Origin of the sequence: Streptomyces sp. NPDC048643 (genome assembly GCF_040650615.1) — a bacterium.
Lineage (GTDB): Bacteria > Actinomycetota > Actinomycetes > Streptomycetales > Streptomycetaceae > Streptomyces.
The window spans coordinates 120,625-145,248 of sequence record NZ_JBEZHO010000015.1 but is presented as its reverse complement, the minus strand read 5'-3'; the positions used below and the strand labels follow the sequence as shown (position 1 = coordinate 145,248).

General features: G+C 71.9%; 18 protein-coding genes and 1 riboswitch. Of the genes, 4 read left to right on the top strand and 14 right to left on the bottom strand.

Going from position 1 to position 24,624, the window contains the following annotated elements:
• Nucleotides 1-340: 340 nt before the first annotated feature.
• The 3 genes from AB0C62_RS17750 to AB0C62_RS17740 form a co-directional block, all read right to left on the bottom strand.
• Nucleotides 341-1,042, bottom strand: coding sequence for a transglycosylase family protein (locus tag AB0C62_RS17750; protein WP_362974078.1), 702 nt, complete (start codon nucleotides 1,040-1,042; stop codon nucleotides 341-343).
• Between the two features lie 4 nt (nucleotides 1,043-1,046).
• A riboswitch (cyclic di-AMP (ydaO/yuaA leader) is annotated at nucleotides 1,047-1,237 on the bottom strand.
• Nucleotides 1,238-1,419: 182 nt separating this feature from the next.
• Nucleotides 1,420-2,391 carry a transglycosylase family protein gene (locus tag AB0C62_RS17745; protein WP_362974076.1) on the bottom strand — a complete coding sequence of 324 codons (972 nt, stop codon included), beginning with the start codon at nucleotides 2,389-2,391 and terminating at the stop codon, nucleotides 1,420-1,422.
• Between the two features lie 260 nt (nucleotides 2,392-2,651).
• The gene (locus AB0C62_RS17740; RefSeq protein WP_362974074.1) at nucleotides 2,652-3,923 is read right to left on the bottom strand and encodes a cytochrome P450; all 1,272 of its coding nucleotides are present in this window, start codon (nucleotides 3,921-3,923) and stop codon (nucleotides 2,652-2,654) included.
• Between the two features lie 157 nt (nucleotides 3,924-4,080).
• Here AB0C62_RS17740 and AB0C62_RS17735 point away from each other — a divergent pair, with 157 nt between their 5' ends.
• Entirely contained in the window at nucleotides 4,081-5,286 is a 1,206-nt protein-coding gene (locus AB0C62_RS17735; RefSeq protein ID WP_362974072.1) for a globin domain-containing protein, read from the top strand.
• A gap of 13 nt (nucleotides 5,287-5,299) precedes the next feature.
• Here AB0C62_RS17735 and AB0C62_RS17730 read toward each other — a convergent pair whose 3' ends face one another.
• From AB0C62_RS17730 to AB0C62_RS17705, 6 genes are all read right to left on the bottom strand, one after another.
• A complete protein-coding gene (locus AB0C62_RS17730) occupies nucleotides 5,300-6,337 on the bottom strand; it encodes a nucleoside triphosphate pyrophosphohydrolase (RefSeq protein ID WP_362974070.1) in 1,038 nt (345 codons plus the stop codon).
• Between the two features lie 82 nt (nucleotides 6,338-6,419).
• Nucleotides 6,420-7,079 carry a SurA N-terminal domain-containing protein gene (locus tag AB0C62_RS17725; protein ID WP_362974068.1) on the bottom strand — a complete coding sequence of 220 codons (660 nt, stop codon included), beginning with the start codon at nucleotides 7,077-7,079 and terminating at the stop codon, nucleotides 6,420-6,422.
• Nucleotides 7,080-7,216: 137 nt separating this feature from the next.
• A complete protein-coding gene (locus AB0C62_RS17720) occupies nucleotides 7,217-8,044 on the bottom strand; it encodes a glycoside hydrolase domain-containing protein (protein WP_362974066.1) in 828 nt (275 codons plus the stop codon).
• Between the two features lie 264 nt (nucleotides 8,045-8,308).
• A complete protein-coding gene (locus AB0C62_RS17715) occupies nucleotides 8,309-9,790 on the bottom strand; it encodes a serine/threonine-protein kinase (protein WP_362974149.1) in 1,482 nt (493 codons plus the stop codon).
• A gap of 38 nt (nucleotides 9,791-9,828) precedes the next feature.
• Nucleotides 9,829-10,449: a hypothetical protein gene (locus tag AB0C62_RS17710; protein WP_362974064.1), complete on the bottom strand. Its 621-nt coding sequence runs from the start codon at nucleotides 10,447-10,449 to the stop codon at nucleotides 9,829-9,831.
• Nucleotides 10,450-10,647: 198 nt separating this feature from the next.
• A complete protein-coding gene (locus AB0C62_RS17705) occupies nucleotides 10,648-12,675 on the bottom strand; it encodes an N-6 DNA methylase (protein ID WP_362974062.1) in 2,028 nt (675 codons plus the stop codon).
• Between the two features lie 297 nt (nucleotides 12,676-12,972).
• Here AB0C62_RS17705 and AB0C62_RS17700 point away from each other — a divergent pair, with 297 nt between their 5' ends.
• Nucleotides 12,973-13,722 (top strand): hypothetical protein, encoded by a 750-nt coding sequence (locus AB0C62_RS17700; RefSeq protein ID WP_362974060.1) that lies wholly within the window; start codon nucleotides 12,973-12,975, stop codon nucleotides 13,720-13,722.
• 96 nt (nucleotides 13,723-13,818) lie between these two features.
• On the opposite strand, the gene AB0C62_RS17695 is transcribed toward AB0C62_RS17700, so the two are convergent.
• Nucleotides 13,819-14,553: an HNH endonuclease family protein gene (locus tag AB0C62_RS17695; protein WP_362974147.1), complete on the bottom strand. Its 735-nt coding sequence runs from the start codon at nucleotides 14,551-14,553 to the stop codon at nucleotides 13,819-13,821.
• A gap of 170 nt (nucleotides 14,554-14,723) precedes the next feature.
• Between AB0C62_RS17695 and AB0C62_RS17690 the strand changes: the two genes are divergently transcribed.
• Complete coding sequence (locus tag AB0C62_RS17690; RefSeq protein WP_081217712.1) at nucleotides 14,724-14,906, top strand: Rv0909 family putative TA system antitoxin; 183 nt, start codon at nucleotides 14,724-14,726, stop codon at nucleotides 14,904-14,906.
• 263 nt (nucleotides 14,907-15,169) lie between these two features.
• On the opposite strand, the gene AB0C62_RS17685 is transcribed toward AB0C62_RS17690, so the two are convergent.
• Nucleotides 15,170-16,132 (bottom strand): hypothetical protein, encoded by a 963-nt coding sequence (locus AB0C62_RS17685; RefSeq protein ID WP_362974058.1) that lies wholly within the window; start codon nucleotides 16,130-16,132, stop codon nucleotides 15,170-15,172.
• A gap of 108 nt (nucleotides 16,133-16,240) precedes the next feature.
• Here AB0C62_RS17685 and AB0C62_RS17680 point away from each other — a divergent pair, with 108 nt between their 5' ends.
• Nucleotides 16,241-16,831, top strand: coding sequence for a TetR/AcrR family transcriptional regulator (locus tag AB0C62_RS17680; protein ID WP_362974056.1), 591 nt, complete (start codon nucleotides 16,241-16,243; stop codon nucleotides 16,829-16,831).
• 157 nt (nucleotides 16,832-16,988) lie between these two features.
• Here the strand turns inward: AB0C62_RS17680 and mfd are convergent, their stop codons facing one another.
• The 3 genes from mfd to AB0C62_RS17665 form a co-directional block, all read right to left on the bottom strand.
• Nucleotides 16,989-20,540 (bottom strand): transcription-repair coupling factor, encoded by a 3,552-nt coding sequence (mfd, locus tag AB0C62_RS17675; protein WP_362974054.1) that lies wholly within the window; start codon nucleotides 20,538-20,540, stop codon nucleotides 16,989-16,991.
• 403 nt (nucleotides 20,541-20,943) lie between these two features.
• Nucleotides 20,944-23,508, bottom strand: a complete 2,565-nt coding sequence (locus AB0C62_RS17670) for an FtsX-like permease family protein (protein WP_362974052.1) — start codon at nucleotides 23,506-23,508, stop codon at nucleotides 20,944-20,946.
• On the bottom strand, nucleotides 23,505-24,293 hold the full coding sequence (locus AB0C62_RS17665; RefSeq protein ID WP_362974050.1) for an ABC transporter ATP-binding protein: 789 nt from the start codon (nucleotides 24,291-24,293) through the stop codon (nucleotides 23,505-23,507). Before AB0C62_RS17665 ends, AB0C62_RS17670 begins: the two co-directional genes overlap by 4 nt.
• Nucleotides 24,294-24,624: the final 331 nt, after the last annotated feature.

Below are 24,624 nucleotides of genomic sequence, written 5' to 3'. Positions count from 1 at the left end.
GTACGCAGGGCTTGGGTAGTCCTGCGGGACGAGCCTAACCGGCCCGAGGGGATCGGCCAGCCGATCGACCACGCCTTGGGCAGAACTCGGGGTACATATTGTTCCCGATCGGAACAAAAATGAAATGAAAAACCCCGCTCCGGCGCGTACGGGGGAACACGCGCCGGAACGGGGAGCCCGTGGGGACGGGGACCCTCGGTGGGGATCAGGACCCGGGAGCCGGGCCCGCGAGGGGACTGCCGTTCGCCCGGGTGTCGTTCAGCCGGGCGGAGCCGCCGGGGCCGGGGTCGTGGTCGCCGTCCGCCGAGGGCGACCACGTCCGGCCGGTGCGCGGCCTCGCTCAGCGAAGGTGCAGCTGCTGGCCCGGGAAGATGAAGTCGGCGTCGTCCACGATGTCGTGGTTCAGCTTGAACAGCTTCTGCCAGCCGCCCTTGACGTGGTGCTTCTCGGCGATCGAGCTGAGGGTGTCGCCCTTGACGACCTTGTACTCGCCGTCACCCTTCTTGACCTTCTTGCCGGTCGGGGTGGTGACGGTCTTCTTCGCGGCCGGGCGCTCCTGCGAACGGGAGGCGGGCTGCTCGGACGTGCGGTTGTCCTGCGAGCTGCCGGCCGACGAGGAGCCGGAGGAGGTCGAGGGCGCGGCGGGGGTGGAGCTGCCACCGCTGTACGCGGCGCCCGACAGGCCGGTGCCGCAGGTCGGCCAGGCACCCTTGCCCTGCGCGGCGAGGACCTTCTCGCCGACGGAGATCTGCTGCGACTTCGAGGCCTGGTCGGCAGTGGAGGCGTAGGCGGTGCCGCCGTACGCGGCCCAGGTGGAGGACGAGAACTGCAGGCCACCGTAGTAACCGTTGCCGGTGTTGATCGACCAGTTGCCGCCGGACTCGCACTGGGCGACGGCGTCCCACTCGGAGCCGGTCGCGGCGGACGCGTTGCCCGCGGCCATCAGCGGAGCGGCGATGGCGACACCGGTGACACCGGCGAGCGCGGCGACACGGGTGGCCTTGTTCGGGCGGCGGTGCTTGCCCTTGCTGGAAAACAGCATCGAGTGATCCCCTCACCGACGCCTGCGAGGTGAGCTGTCGGGTTCGGGCCGGTTGAGTTGCCCGGCCGCACGTCCCCGGTCCCTCTCGGAACCACGGCGCGCGGCTTTACCCCAAGCCGTCTCCGGGTGTCTCTCAACTCCCGGTCGCGGCACTTACCTTGGGTCCCCCGCTCCTGCCTACGGCGCTTGCGCGACGACTGTTCCCGTACGGCCGCTGGCAGGATTCGGCGTTGCGATCGTCGGGGCCCGCTGTGGCGAGCGGTCACGACCGTAAGCAGTCGATCGCCTGATTTTCAAAGACGATCAGGGCTTCTGAGACTCATGTCTCACTCGCACCAAACCGGACATTCCCCAGCGAACCATGACGTGAACTCCCGCTACTTTTCGACCGTTTCGCTATCAACAGCGAGGCTCTGACCGGGGAGGATGAGGTCCGGATCGATGCCCACGGTCTTCTCGTTCGCGGCGTACAGGTCGGCCCATCCGCCGGTGACGTCGAGGTCGTCGGCGATCGTCCAGAGACTGTCGCCGGCGCGCACGACGTAGGTGCCGTCGCCGGCGTCACGCGCGTCGTCGGAGCCGCGCGAGGCGTGCCGTCCGGACGCGCTGTCGGTGCGGCTGCCCGTGGCGGCGTCCGTCGAGTCCTCGTCGGCGTTGCCGCCGCGGTGCCGTCCGGGCGTGGTGGACGCGTCGTCGGAGGGCTCCGAAGAGGTGCCGCTCCGGCCGGACTTGTCCGATGTGCCCGACTCGGACGCGTCGGCCGTCGCCTTGTCCGAGCTGTCCGCGCCCCGTGAGTCACCGGACTTCGCGGTGCTCCCGCTCGCCTTCGGCGAGGCGGTGTCACTCGAAGCGGACGAATCCGACGATCTGGACGATTTGACGGAAGGGGAGGAACTGGGCGACGTGGACAGGCCGCTCGAACCGGAGTCGCTCGCGTCGTCACCCATGCCCGTGTCGACGTCGACCTCGGCCGAGCTCTTGCTGAGCCCGGAGAGCGGTCCGCAAGTGGGCCAGGCGGCGAGACCCTGGCCGTCGAGCACCTTCTCGGCGACGGCTATCTGCTGCGAGCGGCTGGCCTGGTCGGGGCTCTGCGCGTACTCGAGACCGCCGTACCTCTCCCAGTTGTCCTGGGTCAGCTGGAGCCCGCCGTAGTACCCGTTGCCGTTGTCGGCGCTCCACGCGCCGCCGCTCTCGCACTCGGCCACCCGGTCCCAGGTGGTCCCGTCGGCCGCGCTCGCGCTCGATGCGCCGAGGAGCGGGATCGCGATGGCGGACCCGGTCACCCCTGCGGCGACGATGAGGGCCGGAGCCTGACGGGGGCGCCGGTGACGGCCGTTCCCGGAGAGCATGCGGAAGCCTTTCGCGTGACAACGGGGTGACTACGGCACCTACGGCGAAGTGACGATCGCCGGGGCCGCATTGATGGGTGAACGTATATGGACTCGAACGCTTGTCACAAGTCGATGCAGCGCAGATCACGTGAAGATCACAGTTATGACGGCGCGTCAGTTGACGGCTGCCTTCGAGGCGGTCTGCCGGACGCCCTCCCGGCACCCGCGGGCGCCCCGTCGACCTGGTGGGCACGGGTACCGGATGAACCGGTTCCGGACTATCCGACCGGGGTGAACTCCACAGGAAGCGTGCGCAATCCGCGCATAATGAGCCCGCCACGCCACCGCAAATCGGCTGAATCTCCGGCGAGTTGGAGGTCGGGCAGCCGGGTGAGGAGGGTGGCGAGCGCGGTCTGCCCCTCCAGGCGGGCGAGCGGCGCACCCAGGCAGTAGTGGATGCCGTGGCCGTAGCCGAGGTGCTGATTGTCACGCCGGGCGAGATCGAGGGTGTCCGGCTGCCCGAAACGTTCGGGGTCGCGGTCAGCGGCGGCGAGGACGACGAGCACGGGGTCGCCGGCGGCGATGTCCTGGCCGCCGATCCGCACGTCCTCGGTGGCGAACCGCCAGGTGGCCAGCTCCACGGGCCCGTCGTAGCGCAGGAGTTCCTCCACTCCCGTCTCCAGCAGGTCGCTCTCCCCGGCCGCGAGGGAGGCCTGGAGGCGGGCCCGCTGCTCGGGGTGGGTCAGCAGGGCGTACAGCCCGTTCCCGATCAGGTTGACCGTGGTCTCGAACCCCGCGAACAGCAGGATGAAGGCCATGGCGGCGGCCTCGTTCTCCGTGAGGTGCTCGCCGTGGTCGGAGGCGCGGATGAGGCCGGAGATGAGGTCCTCGCCGGGCGCGGCCTCGGCGGGCATCGCCTCGCGCTTGCGGTGGATCAGCTCGGCGAGATACCCGCGCATCTTCTTGACGGACCGTGCGACCCCGCCCCGCGGCCCGCCGCCGTGCCGGATCATCATTCCCGCCCAGTCCCGGAAGTCGTCCTGGTCCTCGCGGGGGACACCGAGCATGTCGCAGATGGCGTAGATGGGGAGCGGGAACGCGAACTCGTGGATGAGGTCCGCCGACCCCTTCTCCGCGAACCCGTCGATGAGGTCGTCCGTCAACTCCTGCACCCGCGAGGAGAACTCGGCGACGCGCCGCGGGGTGAACGCCTTGCTGACGAGCCGGCGCAGCCGGGTGTGGTCCGGCGGGTCGATGTTCAGCAGATGCGTCATCAGCTCCGCCTTGCGCTCCCCCGGGATCCCCGTCCTGCCCTTCGCGTGCGCGGGCTCGTCGTGGTGCGCGGGGTTCTTGGAGAGCCGCTGGTCGGCGAGGGTCTGCCGGGCGTCCGCGTACCGTGTGACGAGCCAGGCCTCCACCCCGCTGGGCAGCCGCGTCCGGTGCACGGGCGCGTGCTCCCTGAGCCAGGCGTACGCCGGGTAGGGATCGGTGGCGAACTCCCAGGTGAAGAGTTCGGGGGCGGGGCTCGCGGGGGTCTCGTGCTCGGTCACTCCCCGACGGTATCCGCCGGGGGCCGGAACGCGGGGGCGGGCCCGTGCGTGGGGGCCGCGTGCGGGGGGCGGGGAGACACTCGTCCGGTTCGCCCGGGGCTGTCCGTACATCGGAGGCTGTTTGACTCGGCCGCTCGACAGCTCCCACATTCACGCAGTGGACCCCGAAATACTCAAGTCCAGCTTCGCGGTCGTGGAGCGGCGGGCCGAGTTCGCCGTCAAGTACTTCTACGCGCACCTGTTCCGGCACCACCCGGAACTCCGCGAGCTGTTTCCGACGGACTTCCCGGAGGACATGGAGCGGCAGCGGGACCGACTGTTCGCGGCGCTCACCTTCGTCATGGACCGGCTCGAAGACCCCGAACTCCCCACCTACTTACGGGATCTCGGGCGGGACCACCGCAAGTACCTGGCCCAGCCGGACCACTACGCGGCGGTGGGGGCGAGCCTGATCGCGGCGTTCGCGGCCGTCGCCGGATCGGCCTGGAGCGGCGAGGCCGAGAAGGCCTGGTCGGAGGCGTACGGGGCGATCGCGAACATCATGCTCCAGGGCGCCTGGGAGGCCCAGCACCAGGGCGAACCCGGCTGGTGGGACGCGGAGGTCGTCGCCCGCACCCGGCACGGGGACGACCTCGTGGTCCTCACCCTGCGGCCTCGGCAGCGCCTGACCTACGTCGCCGGCCAGTACGTCAGCGTCAACATGCCGCATCTGCCGGGCATCTGGCGCCCGTACTCCCTCGCCAACGCGCCCCGGCCCGACCGCACCGTCGACCTGCACGTCAGCCGGGTCGAGGGCGGGTTGCTCTCCACCGCTCTCGTGCGCCAGACCCGCGTGGGCGACGTCCTGCGGCTCGGCGCACCCGGCGGCGGCCTCACCCTGCGGACCCCGGCGGACCGGCCGTTGACCCTCATCGCGGCCGGCACCGGCTGGGCACCGGTGAAGGCCCTGCTGGAACAGCTCGAACCCGCCCACGAGGCCCGCCTGTTCCTCGTCGCCCGCGACATCGCGTACCTCTACGACCAGCTCTCCGTGGACCGCCTGCGGGCCCGGCTCCCCCGGCTCTCCGTCACCCACATCACCCCCGCGCCCGGCCGCCCCAAGGCCCAGGCGACCGAACGGCTGCTGACCGCGCTGGGCAACCGGGCGGGCTGGACCCGGCACGACGTCTACCTCGCGGGGCCGCCCGACCTCGTCGAGGAGGTCGCCGACACGCTGCCCTCCCTCGGCACACCGGACGGCCGGCTCTTCCACGACCTGCTGCCGCCTGCCGGCGGAAGCCGGCCGCTGGGCGCGGCGGAGTGGCTCCTCGACCGCCCGCGGCCGAGCTGGCACAACCCGGCCGGCCGCACCCCTGGAGCCTGAACCCCCGCCCCCGTCAGGCGTCTTCCTGCTCCTCCTGCTCCTGCTCCTCCGCCGCCGGAGTCCCTGCCCGCTCCTCCGCGAGGATCGCGTCCCGGTACGCACGGGCGGCCGCCCGCAGCGCCGCCTCCGGGTCCACGCCCCCGGCCTCGGCGCGCGCCGCCAGGGCCAGCAGCTCGTACCCCACGCCCTCGCCCACGGGGAGCGGCACGCCGAGGCCCGCCGTGCGCACCCGGGACGACAGCTTCGCGGCCAGGGCCAGGCCCGGCTGGCCGAGCGGGACGCCCTCGGTGACGGAGGTGCGCCGCTTCTCCTCGGCCTTGGTGCGCAGCCAGTGCTCCTTGACCTCCTCGGGGGTCGTCGCCGTCGCGTCGCCGAAGACGTGGGGGTGGCGGTGGATCAGCTTGGCGACGATGCCGCCCGCGACGTCGTCGATCGAGAAGGGCGCGTCCTCGTCCTCCTCGGCGATGCGGGCGTGGAAGACGACCTGGAGCAGCACGTCGCCCAGCTCCTCGCGCAGCTCGTCCCGGTCGCCGTCCTCGATGGCCTCGACGAGTTCGTACGCCTCCTCGATGCCGTACTTCGCCAGGCCCTTGTGGGTCTGGCGGGACGACCAGGGGCACTCGACGCGGATGCGGTCCATCACCTGGACCAGGTCGAGGAGCCGGGCGCCCGGCAGGTCGTACGAGGCGGGGAGCAGCTCCAGGTCCGGCATCCGCACCCGGCCCGAGCCGGCCAGCCGGGCCAGGCCGTCGGTCAGCCGGGGCTCGCCCTCTCCGGTGGCGACGACGACCAGGGACCGGCCGCCCGCGCAGGCGTCGACCAGGTCCTCGGCGGTCGGGGACACCTCGTCCACGCCGATGCCCGCCTCGCGCAGATACGGAACCTGGGGATGCGCGCCGTCGGCGCACAGCACCCGGTCCGCGGCGTGCAGCACCTGCCAGGCGGGCCAGGACAGCAGTCCGGGAGCGACCCGGTGGCTGGTGGTGAGCAGGACGATACGGCCGGGGTCGGTGGCGGTGGGGCCGCCCTCGGAGCTGCTGGTTGCGTTCACCCCTCGAACGTAACCCACGCCGCCGACGGCCCCGGAGGTTGTCCACAGGCCCACCGGGGGCCGGTGACGGCCCCCGCGCGGATCACGTCGGCTGCTGGGTCCCGGCCGACGTGACCTCGCGCAGCCACGGCGTCTTCGCGTCGACCCGGCTGCTCTTCTGGACGTCCCAGGCGCCGTAGCGCGGGTTCAGGTCGACATGGAGCTGCTTCGAGGCGGTGGACATCGCCTTCCAGAAGACGGCCTTGCCGTCGGTGGTGTTCATGTCGGCGCCGAGCGCGGCGGCGAGCTTCTGCGCCTCGATCTCGGTGCGCAGGCTGTCGTCGAGACGCCTGGGCGCGACCCCGTAGTTCTGCAGCCAGGCCGTCTCCAGGGCCTTCGAGCCGCCCGCCTGCTGTTCGAGGGCCGACCGCATCTGCTGGGAGTCCTTGCGGGTCACCGTCACCCCCTCGTTCTTCGCCGCCCGGTCGAGGACCTGGTCCAGGACCATGCCGTGCAGGGTGTCGCGGGTGAGCGTGCCGGTCTTGGCGATGGCCTGCTCGTACTGCGCCTCGTCCTTGGTGGCGGCGCGCTGCGCCGAGCGCACCTCGTTCACCCGGCTCTCCAACTGCGCGACGGTGATCCGCTGGCCTCCGACGACCGCGGCCGCGCCCGGATGGGCGTCACTGCCGCAACCGGTGAGCAGGGGGGCCGCGGCGACGATCGCGGCGGAGAGGACGAGCGCGGTGCGACGGCGGCGGTGCAAGGAAGCCTCCCGAGGAGATTGTGCGGCGGTGCACAAAGTCTTGCGGTGATCGATGGTAGGCAGTGGCTCGCCTCCCGGCCAGCCATTCGACCAACGATTCACGACGACTTCGGGCACCGCCGCACGTCACATCGCGATCAGCCCGTGATCGCGACGGGTGCGTCCCACGCGTCCCGGTCCACGGTGATCGTGTAGGCGCCGCGCTTCTCCTTGCTGTTGACCATGTACTGGTGCGCGCGGCTGTGGTTGGTGAACCGGGTCGAACTCCACGGCCAGTCGGTCGTCGTGGTGTTCTTCTTGTCCCACAGCGCGTACCAGAGGTTGCCCGGCAGGTCCGTCGTGTCGCTCGCGGTCGCGATCGCCTTGGCGCTGGAGCTGGTGAAGCCGTAGTAGCCGGTGCGGTACGTCTTGGCGTGCAGGGTCTTGTCGAAGGCCCGGACATACGTCAGCACGGCGTCGTTGCACGCCTTGTTCGTGACGTCGTACGACTCCATGTCGAGGTAGATCGGGCTGCCGGTCTTCATGCCGAGGGCCGAGGCCTTGGCGACCGCGTCCGCGCCGTCGCTCGCGCCGAGGGAGGCGGCCGTCGAGGCGGTCATCCTCTCGGGGCTGCTCCCGGTCTGGCAGGACGGCTGCGCGCCGACGTACAGGGGGATCAGCTTCCAGCCGAGCGCGCTGACCGACTTCACCCAGGAGGCGGTCAGGTTCGGCTGTGCGCAGCCGCGGTTCCTGCCGCCCACGTAGACGGCGGCGGCCCCGTAGAAGCCGGTGTGCCATGCCTTCATCGCGGACAGCGAGGGCGCGGCACAGGCGTCGAAGGCGCGGCCGGTGAAGGTGCGCTGCGCGGGCCAGGTGGTCGCGGCCATCGAGGTCTGCGCGGCGATGCCCGCTCCGGCCACGACCGCGGCACCGGCCGCGGCCCAGGCCACGTATCTGCGCTTCTTGGAATGCCGATGGCTGGACATGAAACTCCCACCCCATGGTTCAACTGGTTCGACGGGCATGACGGTTCGAGCGGCACGACGGGTACGGCCGTGGGGCCGGTGCGGTGCTCCTGGTACGTGGGTCGCACGGCCGCGCGGCGCGTCCGGACGGCGGTCGCGCACGCGCGCGTGGCGCACGGGAGATCGCAACCTACCCGGCGCGCCCCCTCCGTCCGGGAAACCCCGTATCCGGATCCTCACAAGCTTCGGCCAAGGTGGCGCAAAGCCTTCGGTGTCCGGGCGGACTCAGCCCCGCACCTGCCCGAGCCACTGGAGCGTGCGGCGGATCTCCCCCGCCATGGGGTGCCCGGGCCCCCGCAGCCGGTCCACGTCGTGCAGGAGCCGGGCCAGCGTGTCGTGGGCGGCGGCCCGGTCCCCGAGGGCGAGCAGCAAGTGGCCCATCCTGCGGCGCACTTCGAGGGAGATCTCCGGGTCCCCGGCGACGTACTGGTTCTCGTAGTACGGCAGCAGCGCGCGGTACTCCGCCAGGGCCGCGGCGGGTTCGCCGAGCTGTTCCAGGCACTGGGCGGCGTCGTAGCGGAAGCGCAGCGACTGGGGGTCGGCGTGACCCGCCTCGGAGGCGCGCTCGTCGGCGAGCCGGCGCAGTTCGGGCAGCGCGCGGCGGTACTGGCCGTCGTCCATGAGCGTGGCCGCGTACTGCTTGCGCAGGGTACGCACGACCGGAGAGTGCTCCCCGTGCTCGGCGGCGGCCGCCGGGAGGATCGAGCCGAGGATGTCCACGGCCTGCGTGATGCGGCCCTCGCCGAGCAGCCGCTTCACCTCGTCCACGGCACCCGCCACGTCGGGCTTCTCCACCGCGGGCGCGGCCTGCGGCTGGGTCGCGGGCGTCCGTGCCCGGTCCGGCCACGGGGCGTGCGGGCGCAGGAACGGCCGCGTGGGGTCCAGCGGGGCGCCGGTGGGCATGCCGCGCGCCGGCAGCAGCGGGAGGAGCTGCTCGTACGTCTCCTGCGCGGAACCCGGGCGGTGCTGGGGATCCTTGGACAGCAGGCGCAGCACCAGGTCCTCCAGCGCGGGCGGCACCTCCGGGCGCAGCCGGCGCACCGGCAGCGGCGGCTCGTACAGGTGCCGGTGCAGCACGCCGAGCGCGGTCGAGCCGGAGAACGGCACGTCCCCGCTGAGCAGTTCGTGCAGCAGCACACCGAGCGCGTACAGATCGGTGTACGGGCCGACCGCGCCGCCCATCGCCTGCTCGGGAGCCATGTAGGCGGGGCTGCCGATGGGCGAGCCGGTGTGCGTCAGACGCGTGGTGTCGGTGTCCATGACGGAGGCGACGCCCAGGTCGAGGACGGTGACCGTGCCGTCCTGCTTGACCATCACGTTCCGCGGCTTGAGGTCGCGGTGCACGATCGGGACGGCGTGCACCGCGCTCAGCACCGCGCACAGCTGGGCGGCGACCGCGACGGCCCACTGCCACGGGTAGGGGTCGTGCTCGGCGAGGTGGTCGGAGAGGTCCGCCCCGTCGACGTACTGCATGACGAGGAACAGCTCCTCGCCCGCGTTGCCCGCGTCGTGGACCGTGACCAGCCCCGGGTGGTCGACCTGTGCGGTCACCCGGCACTCGCGCACGAAGCGGCGCCGCAGCTCGTCGGCCTCCTGGCCCGCCACCTTGTCCGGGCGCAGCAGCTTGACCGCGACCCGCCGGTCCAGGCGCTGGTCGTAGGCCGTCCAGACCTGGCCCATGCCGCCCTGACCGATGAGCGTGGACAGTTCGTAGCGGTCGGCGATCACCCGGCCCGTCGCCACGCTCACCTGCCGTCCCCGCTGTCGGTCCGGCCGTCGCGCTTGCGGAGGTAGTCACTGAGTTCGTCGAGTTCGGCGCGCACCTGGTCGATCCGCACGGGCGCGGGCCGCTGCGGCGGTGGTGGCACGACGGGCGGCTGCGGCACGGGCGGTTGCGGCACGGGGGCCTGCTGGTGCGGGACCGGCGTCCCGTACGGCGATCCCGTACCGGCCGTCTGCGGGTAGCCGTAGTGCGGGCCGGGTGGCGGGGTCTGGTGGAGCGGCGCCGGGTAGCCGGGCGGGGCGAGCCGGCTGTAGTGACGGATGTCCGCGAACAGGAAGTACCCGGTGCAGGCCGCCGCGTTGAGCAGCAGGATGATCATGCCGACGTTGCCGTTCGGGCTGCTGAAGTCGTCGGTGTGGTCGGTGCTGAGGTAGGCGAAGCTGATCCCCATCGCGAGGAGCGAACCGAGGAAGATCCACCAGTCCACGGCCCGGCGGGTCACCAGCGCGACGCGCAGCGTGGACCCCCACGCCAGGAAGCCGATGCTCAGGAGCGGCAGTGCTCCGAAGATCACGCGCAGCACGACCAGCAGCCCGGTCGGGGGGCGCTTCGGCGGAGGCGGCGCGTAGCCGTGGCCGTGCATGGCTGCTCCTGGAGGCCTGATGGGGACGGACGTACGAGTTGGAAGTCCGAGCGTATAGGCCGACGAGGACAACCGGTCCCGGGTTGTACCGAACCGTTGTCGCGCTGATCACTTCACGTGTCGCGGCGTCCTCGGGAAGCCCGTGGGGGAAGCCGCCGTTCCGCCCCTCCGGTGCGGCCGCGCCGTCGCCGGCCCGGGTCAGTCGGGGGCGACCGTCCCGTCCGTCAGCCCGTCGTACATGCCGCGTACGAGCTGCTCCCCGAGGCGGCCCGCGCGCCGCAGCGCGTCCTCGAACTCGGCGAGGGCGCGGAAGCGTTCGCCGTAGCGGCGCTGCTCCTCGAGCGGCAGCCGCGGCAGGTGCAGTCGCCGTACGTCGAGCCGGGTGGCGGTGGACGCGTAGCTGCTGGCCTGCCGGTTGTTGGCGGTGCCGCGCAGGAAGCCCGCGAGGAACCACGGGTCCAGGGCGGCCCGGTCGGGACGCAGGAGTGTGAGGTTGCGCCCGAGCACCGCGCCCGCCGTGTCCGCGTCGACCACGCGCGCGACGGAGCCGCCCCCGAGCACGGGGACCACGACGTCGCCCGCCTCGACCGGCACGGTCTCCTCGTCGCCCTCGGGGAGACTCCCGGAGGGGGCGGTCCCGGCGAGCACGTCGTGGTCGGTGAGCACCCTCGCGCGCGCGGGGGCACTGTTTCCGCCCGTGCGCAGCAGGAGGGCTCCCCCGCGCGCGAGTTCGCCGACGGTGATGAGCGGCCAGCGCACGGCGGGGGTGTGCAGCGCCTCGGGGGGCGTGAGACCTTCGGCGAGCCGCAGGGTCTCACCGAGGTCCTCGCGTACGCTCGCGAGCCGCTCGGAGCCGCCTCCCGCGGCGGCCGGCGGCAGATGGCGGGCGGGCGCCAGATCCACGTCGTCGTCGAGGAGTTCGATGACCGGCACCGAACGGCTGAACCCCGGCTCCTCCCGCGCGCTGCCCGCGCGTTCGAAGGGCCGCCACGCGTCGAGCACCGCGCCGCGCACGGCGGCCCAGTCGAAGGCACGGCCCTCGCCGGCCGACGCCCCGGTGTCCACGAGCAGCAGCTCGGGCTGCGCGGGCGCCTTCTCGGGACGGCGCAGCACCCAGACGTGCAGCGGGATGTTGTACGGCGGTGCCGCACCGATCGGCAGCGCGATCACGGCCCGCAGCGCGCCCCGGCGCAGCAGGTCGGCGCGGATACGGCGGCCGGAGCGACGCGAGGCGGCGGCGGGCGGCATGAGGACGACGGCGGTGCCGCCGTCCTTGAGGTGCGCCAACGCGTGCTGCACCCAGGCCAGTTCGGACTCGGTGCGGGCCGGGAAGCCGTACTCCCAGCGGGCGTCGTAGGCGAGTTCGTCGTGTCCCCAGTTGCGCTCGTTGAACGGCGGGTGGCACAGCACGACGTCGGCGCGGAGCGCGGGCCGGGCGTCCGCGCGGAGGCTGTCCCCGGCGGCGGTCCGCACGGCGGCCTTGCCCTGGAGCGCCAGCCGCAGCGCGGAGAGCGCCGCGAGGTCGGGCGCGCTGTCCTGTCCGAACAGCTCCTGCCCGGGGCGGGCGGCCACGGCACGCAGCAGGGCGCCGGTGCCGCACGCCGGGTCGAGTGCGGTGTGCGCCGGTCCCGCGAGCTCCGCCATCAGCGTGGCGAGGCCGGCGGGGGTGAGCGTGTACTGACGGGGGTTGGCGTCGAGGTGGCGTCCCAGCAGGAACTCGTACGTCTGGCGTGCGCCCAGCTCGGCGGCCAGTTCGGCGGCGCCGCGCAGCAGGGGGGCGGAGGTGAGCAGCTCCGGGCCGGCCGGGGTGTTCACAGCGCGTTCGCGCGGGGGGCCGAACCTCGGGGTGATCACCTGGTCGAGGGCGGCGGGCAGCAGCGCGGCCAGCCGTTCGTCGGAACCGGCGCTCAGCTCCAGCCAGTCGGTGGGCCGGTCGTGGATGAGCAGGAGCACGCAGCCCGCGTGGACGAGGGCGGTGACGGGGCCTTCGGGGTGACCGGCGAGCTGCTGCCAGACGCGTTCACGGAGCGGGACCTCGGCGAGTTTTCCCTGATCGCGCAGCCAGGCCTCGACCTCGGTGAGGGCGAAGGAGGGGCTGGTCTCGGTGCCGCCGACCGGTTTGGGGAAGTCGGCGTGACGGCGGCGCCAGTTGCTGACGGCCGCGCGGCCGACGCCGGCGAGCCGTGCGATTCCGGCGGCCGTCACCTCTGTCGCGTTGTGCTGCACCCGCCCGGCTCCCCTCGTCCTGGTCGGCGACCCCCGTGACCCTGGCGGCCCGTCGTCGCCCCCGCACCGCAGCCCTGTTGTTCCGGTGTTCCGGTGTTCCGGTGTGTGACGCCGAGCATACCGGCGCATGCAAGATCTACCCCTTCACAGGCGTGTACACAACCTTCTCCGTGAATCGTGTTGACTCGGTTCACAGGCTCTGCTGTTATTGACCCATCGAACGGGCAGGCCGCCGGAGCGATCCGGTCGCCCCTGACTCTGCCGACACCGCCACCCACACCACGCCAAGGAACTCTCATGCGTCGCACCGCACTTGCCGCTCTCTGCCTCGTCGCCGCGGCCACCGCCGGTCTCACCGGTTGCCTGCCGGGCGAGACCAAGGCGGACAGCAAGCCGAAGGGTCCGTTCGCCGGTCTGTCCGGGGGCGAGATCGCCGACCGGGCCGTGAAGGCCACCAACGGAGCCGACTCGCTCCGGATGAAGGGCGACGTGCCCGACGACGAGGACGGCGGCACCATCCGTATCGACATGGCCCTCAGCAAGAAGGGCGACTGTGCCGGCACGCTGGGCATGGGAGGCCAGGGCAAGGCCGATCTCATCAAGACCGGCGACACCGTCTACATGAAGTACGACGAGGCGTTCCTGCGCGCCCAGGGCAAGGGCGACTCCAAGGCCGACACGGACGCGGTCGTGAACATGCTGGCCGGCAAGTGGACCAAGATGTCCGCGACCGGTTCCGACGCCAAGGACATCGCGGGGTTCTGCGACCTCGACTCGGTGCTCGCCGGCGCGGAGGACGTGAACTCCAATGCCACGCGCGGCAGGACGACCACCGTCGACGGGACCGAGGCGATCATCCTGCACGAGAAGGACGGCAAGGACCGGTACACCCTGTACGTCGCCACGAAGGGCAAGCCCTACCTGCTGCGGGTCGACAGCACCTCCGCCAAGGACCCGGGCACGATCACCTTCGGTGACTACGACAAGCCGGTCCCCGCCGCCAAGCCCACGGGCAACGTCCTCGACATCGACAAGCTCGGCAGCTGACCGGCGCGGGCGCGGGGGTGCGGCATCCGTCCGGCGCCCGGCCCGCAACCGGGCGCGGTGCCGGGCACGTTCCGGGCGCGGGGCCGGGCGCGATCGCTAGTTCGCGGTGAACCGCTTCGGGGCGTCGGTCGGGTTGCCGCCCGAGGGGAGCTTCTGGCCGGGGCAGCCGGACAGGACCTTCTTCATCGCGGCCTTCTCGGAGCCGGTGACCCACAGCCCGTACTTCTTCTTCACGGCCACCTGCCCCGCGACGTACGTGCAGCGGTACTTCTTGTTGGGCGGGAGCCAGGTCGCCGTGTCGCCGTCGCCCTTGCTGCGGTTGGCGCTGGCGCCGACGGCGGCGAGGTTGAGCGGGTCGTTGGCCAGCGCTATCCGCTTGCTCGCGTCCCAGTACTTGGCGCCCTTCTGCCAGGCGTCCGAGAGGGCGACGAGGTGGTCGATGTCGACCAGGCTGCGCCCGCGGGTGAAGGTGACGTCCTTGCCGCCGTAGGGGTCCGGTTCGAGGACTCCGTGCGACACCTTGCACGTGCCGTCACTGAACTTCACGTCCTCGAGGTCCCGCTTGAGGATGTCGTCGCGGGTGTCGCAGTGGTTCGCGTCGGTGTCGGCCCAGGCCGTGCCGAACCGCTCCCTGCTGTAACCGGTCTTGGGAGCGCGCCCCTTGACGGTCAGCGAGTCCACCGCGGAGAGCGCGGCCCCGCCACCACCGCCGCCGCCACCGCCCGCCGTCTCCTCGGGTCCCGCGGAACCTATGGCGTCGTCCTTGCAGCCGCTGACCCCGGCACCGAGCACGATCAGTACCGCCGCGGCAGCAGCGGCCCCACCCCTCATACGCACGACAAACGCCCTCCCCTTCGCCTCCCCGGGTCCGCCCGGCCCGGGCGTGCTTCCCCTCTGCCCAACCTATCGGGGCGTACTCCCGGGTCATACCCGACCCAACGGGCAATTGGCGCACGCCCGGCGTATCGTCGGTGGTGAGTCACCCCGGGAAGGAGCTCTGGATGGGCATCTTCGACAGGTTCAAGAGCAACCGCGCGGCGCAGGACAAGGCGAAGGACATGTCCGACGCCGCGGAGAAGCAGGTCAACAAGAAGACCGGCGACAAGTACACGGACAAGGTCGACGACGCGCAGGGCAGGGCCGAAGGCGCGATGGGTATGGACCGTGACCGCGACCGGCCTTGACTGGTCTTGACCGGCCCGGACAGCCATATCCGGAGCGGTGCCCGATCGGGCACCGACCGACCCCCGTGGTCCCCGCGCACCGAGGTGACGGTGCCTCGGACAACCCCGAGAGGTCAGCGATCCCACGGCCGGTGTGAACGGACCGGTGGCCCTGGCCCACTTGGTGCTCCCTGTACGTCCCGCCCCACCACGGTGTCCCACCGGGTGGGGCCGGCGTCGTAGGGTCCTCGGGCGCGGCTCGGACCCGGGGCGGCCCGCACGTCTCACACCTTCCCGATGCCGAGCGTCGTCTCCGAGGGCAGCAGCCCCGAGCCGATGACGGCCACCCAGAACTCGCCCAGCAGATCGGCGAGTCGGCCGACGTCGTCCGGACCGAGCGACTGCCAGGGCCCGGTGGCCAGTTGGTCGGTCCGCTCCTCGACCCGGCGGCGCAGCGCACGGCCTGTGTCCGTCGCGACACCTCTCGCGTCCACCAGACCGCGGGCGGCGAGCCGCTCCCGACCGGCCGCCCATTCCCGCGAGCTCCAGCCGCGACTCTCGAAGCGCTCCACGGAGGCCGCGCCTATCGCCGCGAACGAGACGAGGGACTCGACGGGATCGAGACCGGCGACGAGCAGGGCCGCGAGGTGGCCGTCGCCCCGGTGTTCGCGCAGGATCGTCGCCGCGTGCCACAGCTGGAGGTGCGGCGGCTCGGGCCAGTCCAGCGCGGCGTTGGCCGCGGCGAGCGGGCGTCCCGCCGTGTTCGCCGCCTCGGCCGCGCGCCGGGCGAGAGCCGCCGCCTCGACCATTCCGGGCCCGGCGATTCCGTCACCCAGCAGCGCCCGGTAGGCCCGGTCGACGGATCGCTCCCGCGCGGCGAGCACCTCCTGCGGACTCGCCGTCCGCCAGGCCGACCTGACGTGTTCGTCGACCATGCGGGGGCTGAAGCTGTAGAAGGCGGAGGCCACCCGCTCCGGACCGACGGGGCCCAACGGGGCCGCGCGGTAGGGGAAGTAGCTGGGCCAGCGCTCCTCGGTCCCGAACCCGAGCGCGGCCGCCTCCTCGAAGCTCTCCGGCGCGTAGTACAGCACGGCATGCAGGGGCTCCAGCAGATGCCACAGCCGGCGCACCTGGCCCAGCTCGACCCCGCCTCCGCCGGCCACCCCCTCCACCGCGGTCACCCCGCCGCCCCCGGCACTCCCCTCGGACCGATCCGTCCCGCTGATCCCGCTGACGCTCCCCGACATGACCGCACCCCTTGTCACGTGACGACGCACTCCACAACTTGACACTGACAAGATTGCCCGAACCCGCGGCAACTTGTCAATGACTAGATTCCGCGTACGCTGCTGCCCATGAATCCCGCCCCGCCCAGCGAATCCGCGCGCCCGTATCACCACGGGGACCTGCGGCGCGCCATCCTCGGCGCCGCGCTCGACGTCATCGCCACCGAGGGGCCCGCCGCGCTGAGTCTGCGCGACCTGGCCCGCCGCGCGGGCGTCTCGCACGCCGCCCCGGCGCACCACTTCAAGGACCGCACCGGGCTGCTCACGGCGATCGCGGCGGAGGGCTACGCGCTGCTGGCGGCGGCGCTCGACGCGGCCGACGACCTGCGGGACGCGGGTGTGCGCTACGTCCGCTTCGCGCGCGAGCATCCCGCCCACTTCCAGGTCATGTTCTCCCCGGAGCTGCTGCGCGGGAACGACCTGGAGCTGACGGCGGCCAGGACCCTCGCGGGCGAGCGGCTGCGCGCCGCCGTCTCCGCGGTCCCCGCCGAGGGCCGGGGGGACGACGCCCGGCTCGCCGGCGTCGCGGCCTGGTCACTCGCCCACGGCTTCGCCACGCTCCTGCTCAGCCACAACCTGGACGGCCCGGTGGGCGACCAGGACCCCGACGAGGTGTTCCACGCCCTGACCGGCATGCTGTTCCGCCCCCGGCAGCCCTGAACCGCGCACGCGCGGATCCTGACGGAGTACCGCGGGCCCTGATGGAGTACCGCGGATCCTGACGGAGTACCGCGGGTCCGCACGGAGTCACGCCTTCCGGCGGCGGGAGCCCGGCCGTCGGAGACGACCGGCCGCGCGCTCCCGCCGCCGGGCCGGGCTACGACCCGAGGATCGTGGCGAGGAACTCGCCGGTCCAGCCGAGGAGTTCGCGGCCGACCAACGGCTTCCCGCCCACCTTCGCCGTCTTCGGGCGGGGGACCAGGAGCTGGTGGGCGGCCGGCTTGATGACCGTCCCCGGGTAGAGCCGCTGGAGACGCAGCTCCTGGGACTCCCTCAACTCCACCGGCGCGAACCGGATGTTGTTGCCCTGGAGGACGATCTCGCCGACCTCGCAACCGCGCGCCAGCATCCGCAGCCCCGCGACGAGGAGCAGGTTCTCGACCGGCTCGGGCAACTTGCCGTAGCGGTCGACGAGTTCCTCGCGTACGGCCTTGACGTCCTCCTCGGTGTTCGCGGAGGCGATGGACCGGTACGCCTGGAGGCGCAGCCGCTCGCCCGGCGCGTAGTCGTGCGGGACGTGCGCGTCGACCGGCAGCTCGATCTTGACCTCCAGCGGCGGCTCCTCCTGCACCCCGCCGTCCAGCTCGGCGCGGTAGTCCGCGACGGCCTCGCCGACCATGCGGACGTAGAGGTCGAAGCCCACGCCGGCGATGTGTCCGGACTGCTCGCCGCCGAGCAGGTTGCCCGCGCCGCGGATCTCCAGGTCCTTCATCGCCACGTACATGCCCGCGCCCATCTCGGTGTGCTGGGCGATCGTCGCGAGCCGCTCGTGCGCCGTCTCCGTCAGCGGCTTCTCCGGCGGGTAAAGGAAGTAGGCGTAGCCGCGCTCGCGGCCACGGCCGACGCGGCCGCGCAGCTGGTGCAGCTGCGAGAGACCGAAGTTGTCGCCGCGCTCCACGATCAGCGTGTTCGCGTTCGAGATGTCGATGCCCGACTCGACGATCGTCGTGGAGACGAGCACGTCGAACTTCTTCTCCCAGAAGTCGACGACCACCTGCTCCAGGGCCTGTTCCGACATCTGACCGTGGGCCGTCGCGATCCGCGCCTCCGGCACGATCTCGCGCAGCCGGGCCGCCGCGCGGTCGATGGACTCGACGCGGTTGTGGATGTAGAAGACCTGTCCCTCGCGCAGCAGTTCGCGGCGGACCGCCGCGCCGATCTGCTTCTCCTCGTACGGGCCGACGAAGGTCAGCACCGGGTGCCGCTCCTCCGGCGGGGTGGTGATCGTCGACATCTCGCGGATGCCGGTGACCGCCATCTCCAGGGTGCGCGGGATCGGGGTCGCGGACATCGTCAGGACGTCGACGTTCGCGCGGAGCTTCTTCAGCTGCTCCTTGTGCTCGACGCCGAAGCGCTGCTCCTCGTCGACGATGACCAGGCCCAGGTCCTTGAACTTGGTCTCCGAGGAGAACAGGCGGTGGGTACCGATGACGACGTCCACCGAGCCGTCGCGCAGCCCTTCCAGGGTCGCCTTCGCCTCGGTGTCGCTCTGGAAGCGGGACAGCGCGCGGACGTTGACCGGGAACTGCGAGTAGCGCTCGGAGAAGGTGCCGAAGTGCTGCTGCACCAGCAGGGTGGTGGGCACCAGGACCGCCACCTGCTTGCCGTCCTGGACCGCCTTGAACGCGGCGCGGACCGCGATCTCCGTCTTGCCGTAGCCGACGTCTCCGCAGATCAGGCGGTCCATCGGGACCGTCTTCTCCATGTCGTCCTTGACCTCGGCGATCGTGGTGAGCTGGTCGGGCGTCTCCACGTACGGGAAGGCGTCCTCCAGCTCGCGCTGCCAGGGGGTGTCGGTGCCGAACGCGTGCCCGGGGGCGGCCATCCGCGCCGAGTACAGCTTGATCAGGTCGGCGGCGATCTCCTTGACGGCCTTCTTGGCGCGCGCCTTGGTCTTGGTCCAGTCGGCGCCGCCGAGGCGGTGCAGGGTCGGGGCCTCGCCGCCGACGTACTTGGTGATCTGCTCCAGCTGGTCGGTGGGGATGTAGAGGCGGTCGCCGGGCTGGCCGCGCTTGGCGGGGGCGTACTCCACGACCAGGTACTCGCGGGTGGCGCTCTGGACGGTGCGCTGGACCATCTCGATGTAGCGGCCGACACCGTGCTGCTCGTGGACGATGTAGTCGCCGGCCTCCAGGGTCAGCGGGTCGATCGTCTTGCGGCGGCGGGCCGGCATCCGGGCGCCGTCCTTGCCGGCCGCCTTCTGGCCGGAGAGGTCGGTCTCCGTCAGGACGGCGAGCCGGAGCGCCGGGTCGACGAACCCGTAGTCGATGGAGCCGCACGCCACGTGCACGACGGAGGGGCCGATCTCGGTGAGATCGATGTCCAGGCGGGCGGCGATGCCCTCGCCGCCGAGGACCTCGGCGGTGCGGGCGGCCGGTCCCTGCGCCTCGGTGACGTAGACGGCGCGCCAGCCCTCGGCCAGCCAGCCCTTGGTGTCGGCGAGCGCGCGGGCGGTGTCGCCGCGGTAGGTCTCGGGGGCGTGCATGCCCAGCTTGAGGGTGTCCCCCGCCGCGCCCGGGGCGAAGTCGGCGAGTTCCCCGTCGGCGGCGAACGGCGACACCGACCACCACATCATGTCCAGCGCGCGCGCCCGCTCCCGTACGTCCGCGATGGACCACAGGGAGGCGGCGCCGACGTCGATGGGTGCCTCGCCGCCGCCGGCGGTGGCCGCCCAGGACGCCTGGAGGAACTCCTGCGAGGTGGCCACGAGGTCCGCGGCGCGGGTGCGTACCCGCTCGGGGTCGCAGACGACGGCCATCGAGCCCTTGGGCAGGACGTCGAGCAGCAGTTCCATGTCGTCGACGAGGACGGGGGCGAGGGACTCCATGCCCTCCACGGCGATGCCCTCGGCGATCTTGCCGAGGAGTTCGCCCAGCTCCGGGTGGGCCTCGGCGAGTTCCGCCGCCCTGCGCCGCACGTCCTCGGTGAGCAGCAGTTCGCGGCAGGGCGGCGCCCACAGGCCGTGTTCGGCGACTTCCAGGGACCGCTGGTCGGCGATCTTGAAGTAGCGGATCTCCTCGATGTCGTCGCCCCAGAACTCCACCCGCAGGGGGTGTTCCTCGGTGGGCGGGAAGACGTCCAGGATGCCGCCGCGGACGGCGAACTCGCCGCGCTTCTCGACGAGTTCGACACGGGAGTACGCGGCTGCCGCGAGCGCCTCGACGGTCTCACCGAGGTCGGCGCTGTGGCCGGTGCGCAGGATGACGGGCTCCAGGTCGCCGAGGCCCTGCACCTGCGGCTGGAGCACGGAGCGGACGGGCGCGACGACGACGGACACCGGGCCGGTCTCCGGGTCGTCGGGGCGCGGGTGGGCGAGTCGGCGCAGCACGGCGAGGCGGCGGCCGACGGTGTCCGACCGGGGCGAGAGCCGCTCGTGCGGCAGCGTCTCCCACGAGGGGTAGTCGACGACGCCCTCCGGGGGGAGGAGGGAGCGCAGGGCGGCGGCCAGGTCCTCGGCCTCGCGGCCCGTCGCGGTCACGGCGAGGACGGTGCGGCCGGCCTCCCGGGCCAGTGCGGCGATGGCGAAGGGGCGCGCGGCGGGCGGGCCGACCAGGTCGACGTGCATGCGGTTGCCGTCGCCGGCGGCCTTGACCGCTTCCGTGAGGGCGGCGTCCTTGACGACGGCGTCGAGCAGACCGTGCAGGCTCATGAAGGGCTTCCATCCCGGGGAGTGGGCAACGCGAGGCGCCCGACACGTGGGACGGGCCGGGGGTCTCCAGCCTACGACTCCGCGCCGACTCGCGCGTGGCCGTTCCCCGTGGGGCCCGTCACCCAGCGTGACGGACCCCCGGTGTGGGCGGGCCCGTCCCGGCGTTCTCGGCCGGCGTTCGCGGGGTGACCGGGGCCTCCTCGGTCGGGTCGGGTCGGGCCGAGGACCCAGCCGGTCGGGTCCTCGGCCCTGTCGGCGAGCTGGGTCCCTGACACTCCGGGCGGTCCCGGGACGCGCCGAGGGCCCGGTCCGAGGAGCGTGGTGCTGCTCCTCGGACCGGGCCCGTCCGCCGCGACCCCCGTGCGCGGTGGTTCCTGCGGCCGTCTCAGGCCGTGATCGCCGGCTACTCGGTGGCGATGGCGTTCAGGACGTTCATCCGGCCCGCCCGGAACGCCGGGATCAGGGCGGCGAACAGGCCCACGAAGGCCGAGCCGATGAAGACCCCGATGATCGTCGGCCACGGGATGTCCAGGACCTTCAGCCCCTCCAGGGCGAGGAGCCTCTGGGCGGTGGCGCCCCAGCTCATGCCGAGCCCCAGTCCGAGGAGGGCGCCGAAGAGGGCGATGACGACCGACTCCAGGCGGATCATGCGGCGCAGCTGGCGGCGGGAGAGACCGATGGCGCGCATCAGGCCGATCTCGCGGGTCCGCTCGACGACCGACAAGGCCAGGGTGTTGACCACTCCGAGGATCGCCACCACGATCGCGAGGCCCAGCAGGCCGTAGACCATGTTCAGCAGCTGGCCGACCTGGTCCTTGAGCTCCTGCTTGTAGTCGGTCTGGTCGCGCACCTGGTACTGCGGGTACGGCTCCATGGCCTTCTTCAGCGCCGCGTAGGCCTGCTTCTGCTGGCCCTCCTTGGCCTTGGCGAACATGATCTCGTTCGGCGGGATCCTGTTCGCCGGCACGTACTTCTTCATCGTCTCGATGCTGGTGTAGCGGGCGCCCTGGTCGATGGCGACGTCGTCGTCCGTGATGGCCGCGACCTTGAGCTTCGCCGTGGAGCCGCCCTTGAAGGCGACGCTCAGGGTGTCGCCGACCTTGACGTGGTGCTTCTTGGCGTAGTCCGAGCCGACCGACATGGCGTTCGTGCCGTACGCCGCCGACAGGTCACCGGCGGTCGTCTTGCGCCGCAGGTCCTGGGCGTACGAGGGGTCCGCCGCGGTGATCTCGTAGTCGTCGACCTTGCCGTCGGGCGAGGTCATCTTGGCCGCGAGGTCCTTGTAGCGGGTGACGTGGTCGAGGCCCGGGGTGTCCTGCATGGCCTTCTCGGCCTGCGGGACGATCCGCTGCTGCCCCTGGACGATGAAGTCCGCGCCGACGGACTTGTCGAGTTCGTCGGTCGCCGAGGCCACCATGGACGAGCCGACCACCGAGAGGCAGGCGACCAGGGCCAGGCCGATCATGAGGGCCGCGCCGGTTGCGCCGGTGCGGCGCGGGTTGCGCAGTGCGTTGCGCTCGGCGAGCCGGCCGACCGGGCCGAACATCCGCAGCAGGACGGCGCTGATCACCCGGACCACGCCGCCGGCCAGCAGCGGGCCGACGATCACGAAGCCGATCAGGGTGAGCACGACGCCCGCGCCGAGCACGAGCGAACCGTCGCTCGCCTTGTCCGCGGTGGCGGCGAGGTACAGGGCGAACGCTCCGCCGCCGGTCAGCGCGAGGCCGATCAGTCCGCGGACGAGACCGGCCCTGCCGTCGGCCGGGGTGCCGGCGTCGCGCAGCGCGGCCATCGGGGAGACCTTCCCGGCGCGCCGGGCCGGGAGGTAGGCGGCGAGGACGGTGACGACGACGCCGAGGATCATGCCGATGACCGGGGTGGCCGTCTTGACGGTCAGGTCACGGGTGGAGAGGTCCATGCCCATGGAGGACATGAGCTTCATCAGGCCGACCGCGAGGCCGACGCCCGCGGCGACGCCGAGGACGGAGCCGATGAAGCCGAGCAGCAGCGCCTCGACCAGTACGGAGCGGTTGACCTGCTTGCGGGAGGAGCCGATGGCGCGCATCAGGCCGATCTCGCGGGTGCGCTGGGCGACCAGCATCGAGAAGGTGTTGATGATCAGGAAGATGCCGACCAGGAACGCGATCCCGGCGAAGCCGAGCATGGCGTACTTGATGACGTTCATGAACTCGCCGACGCCCTTGCGGTTCTCGTCGGCGTTCTCCTTCTGCGTCTGGATCTTGTAGGACCCGTCGAGCGCGGTGGAGACGTTCTGCTTGAGGCGCGCGTCCGAGACGCCCGACGCGGCGGTGACGTTGATCTGTGTGAACCGGCCGGTGGAGCCGAGGAGTTCGCGCTGGGCGGTCGTGGTGTCGAAGTAGACGACGGCAGCACCGGGGTTGGTCACCTTGAAGGTGGCGATGCCGACGATCCTGGCCTTGAAGTCGCCGGTGACGGCGATGGTGCGCAGTTCGTCGCCCATCTTCAGGTGGTGCTTGTCGACGGTGTCGGCGTCGACCATCACCTCGGTCGGTCCGCGCGGGGCGTGGCCGGAGGTGATCTCCATGGACCGCAGGTCGTTGTGCGTCCAGTTGCCGGCGATGGTCGGGGCGCCGGTGGTGGAGCCCATGTTCTTGTTGTCGCCGTTCACGACGGTCACGTTCATCGAACTGACCGCGCCCTCGGCCGACTTGACGCCGTCCGCCTGCCTGGCCTGCGCCAGCGTGGAGTCCGGCACCGACTCGGGCTTGCCGTTCTGCGGGGTGTCGTCGCTCTTCGCCGCCTTCGGCAGCACGGTCACGTCGGAGGAGGTGACCGCGAAGAGCTTGTCGAACGTCGTGTTCATGGTGTCGGTGAACACCAGCGTGCCGCAGACGAAGGCCACCGACAGCAGGACGGCCACGGCGGACAGCGCCATGCGTCCCTTGTGCGCGAAGAAGTTGCGCATCGAGGTCCGAAGGACGGTCATGACGTCCGCCCGCGGGAGTCGAAGTCCTTCATGCGGTCGAGGACCTGGTCGGCCGTCGGCTGGTGCATCTCGTCGACGATCCGGCCGTCGGCGAGGTACAGCACGCGGTCCGCGTACGAGGCGGCCACCGGGTCGTGCGTGACCATCACGATGGTCTGGCCCAGGTCGTCCACCGAGCGGCGCAGGAAGCCCAGCACCTCGGAGCCGGCCCGGGAGTCGAGGTTTCCGGTGGGCTCGTCACCGAAGATGATCTCGGGGCGGGCGGCCAGCGCCCGGGCCACCGCGACGCGCTGCTGCTGGCCGCCGGAGAGCTGGTTCGGCCGGTGCTTGAGCCGGTCCGCGAGTCCGACGGTCTCGACGACCTGGGCGAGCCACGCCTTGTCGGGCTTGCGGCCCGCGATGTCCATCGGGAGCGTGATGTTCTCCAGGGCGTTCAGCGTCGGCAGCAGGTTGAACGCCTGGAAGATGAACCCGATGCGGTCCCGGCGCAGCTGCGTCAGCTTCTTGTCCTTGAGGCCGGTGATCTCGGTCTCGTCGAGGAGGATCTGGCCGGAGGTGACGGTGTCGAGGCCGGCGAGGCAGTGCATCAGCGTGGACTTGCCGGACCCCGAGGGACCCATGATCGCGGTGAAGCGGCCCCGCTCGATGTCCACGTCGACATGGTCGAGCGCGACGACACGGGTCTCCCCCGACCCGTACGCCTTGACGACCTGCCGCGCTCGCGCGGCGACGGCCGTACGCCCTCCAGTGCCCCCGTGCCTGGGAATGGTTACAGCCGATGTCACGGTATGTCTCCTATGTCGGCCAGCAGGGCGAGCTGCTGGGCTGCGAAGGTCTCGAACGGTCGGGAAGGACGGCGGTGTTCGCGCTGCCCCGGTGTGGTGCGCTGCCTACGTCCGTAAGTCTGGTGCCGGCGGAGGGTCGGGCGCGCTGGTGCACGGCCCCGTCTTCTGCTGGGGAAAACCCCACCCCCCAAGGTGTGGTCCGTACGAGGCGAACCCGCCCTCCGACGACGTAAAGCCAGGTTAAGGAAGCACCCCGGCCCGTCTCGTCCTCCGCCGGGACGAACCCGCCCCGACCCGTAGTAAGGAGGTCCCCCTAGGGGACCTCCACCCT

Excerpts from the sequence above, each read along its gene's own strand:
- mfd (WP_362974054.1), bottom strand. The coding sequence starts at position 20,540 with ATGAGCCTGCACGGTCTGCTCGACGCCGTCGTCAAGGACGCCGCCCTC.
- AB0C62_RS17750 (WP_362974078.1), bottom strand. The coding sequence starts at position 1,042 with ATGCTGTTTTCCAGCAAGGGCAAGCACCGCCGCCCGAACAAGGCCACC.
- AB0C62_RS17690 (WP_081217712.1), top strand. The coding sequence starts at position 14,724 with ATGGGCATCTTCGACAGGTTCAAGAGCAACCGCGCGGCGCAGGACAAG.
- AB0C62_RS17700 (WP_362974060.1), top strand. The coding sequence starts at position 12,973 with ATGCGTCGCACCGCACTTGCCGCTCTCTGCCTCGTCGCCGCGGCCACC.
- AB0C62_RS17720 (WP_362974066.1), bottom strand. The coding sequence starts at position 8,044 with ATGTCCAGCCATCGGCATTCCAAGAAGCGCAGATACGTGGCCTGGGCC.
- AB0C62_RS17685 (WP_362974058.1), bottom strand. The coding sequence starts at position 16,132 with ATGTCGGGGAGCGTCAGCGGGATCAGCGGGACGGATCGGTCCGAGGGG.
- AB0C62_RS17670 (WP_362974052.1), bottom strand. The coding sequence starts at position 23,508 with ATGACCGTCCTTCGGACCTCGATGCGCAACTTCTTCGCGCACAAGGGA.
- AB0C62_RS17680 (WP_362974056.1), top strand. The coding sequence starts at position 16,241 with ATGAATCCCGCCCCGCCCAGCGAATCCGCGCGCCCGTATCACCACGGG.
- AB0C62_RS17710 (WP_362974064.1), bottom strand. The coding sequence starts at position 10,449 with ATGCACGGCCACGGCTACGCGCCGCCTCCGCCGAAGCGCCCCCCGACC.
- AB0C62_RS17695 (WP_362974147.1), bottom strand. The coding sequence starts at position 14,553 with ATGAGGGGTGGGGCCGCTGCTGCCGCGGCGGTACTGATCGTGCTCGGT.
- AB0C62_RS17745 (WP_362974076.1), bottom strand. The coding sequence starts at position 2,391 with ATGCTCTCCGGGAACGGCCGTCACCGGCGCCCCCGTCAGGCTCCGGCC.